This window comes from Pseudomonas sp. P5_B2, assembly GCF_056400445.1.
This window is the reverse complement of the sequence record NZ_JBFULH010001329.1, coordinates 1-703: the sequence shown is the minus strand read 5'-3', so window position 1 is coordinate 703 and position 703 is coordinate 1. Positions and strand designations below refer to the sequence as shown.

The 703-nt window shown below is 60.7% G+C and carries 1 protein-coding gene; it reads left to right on the top strand.

The window, feature by feature from the left end; translation table 11 throughout:
- On the top strand, positions 1-703 hold a 703-nt coding region (locus AC1DRJ_RS31035; RefSeq protein ID WP_477805476.1), incomplete at both ends, for an amino acid permease.

Genomic DNA, 703 nt, shown 5'->3' with positions numbered 1-703 from the left:
GGCTGGCGACGCTGATCGAATTCGTCTTCGCGCCGCCAGCGATTGCGTTGGCGATTGGCGCTTATCTGAATGTGCAGTTTCCCGCGCTCGATCCCAAACATGCGGCGGTCGGTGCCTACATTGTGTTCATGGGCTTGAACATTCTCGGGGTGAAACTCGCAGCGACATTCGAATTGGTGGTTTGCGTACTGGCCGTGGCCGAACTTCTGGTGTTCATGGGCGTGGTTGCCCCGGCGTTCAGCTTCAGCAACTTCGCGCTGAATGGCTGGGCCGGCTCCGATGTATTTGGCGCCCCGGCGATTGCCGGGATGTTCGCGGCCATTCCGTTCGCCATCTGGTTCTTCCTCGCCATCGAAGGTGCCGCCATGGCCGCCGAAGAAGCCAAGGACCCGAAACGGACGATTCCCAAGGCGTACATCAGCGGCATTCTGACCCTGGTGTTGCTGGCCATGGGCGTGATGTTCTTTGCCGGGGGCGTGGGCGACTGGCGCACCCTGTCAAACATCAACGATCCACTGCCGCAAGCGATGAAAACCGTGGTCGGTGAAAACTCCGGGTGGCTGCACATGCTGGTGTGGATCGGCCTGTTCGGCTTGGTGGCCAGTTTCCACGGGATCATTCTCGGTTACTCACGACAGTTCTTCGCGCTGGCCCGGGCCGGTTATCTGCCGGCCTCCCTGGCCAAACTGTCGCGCTTCCAGAC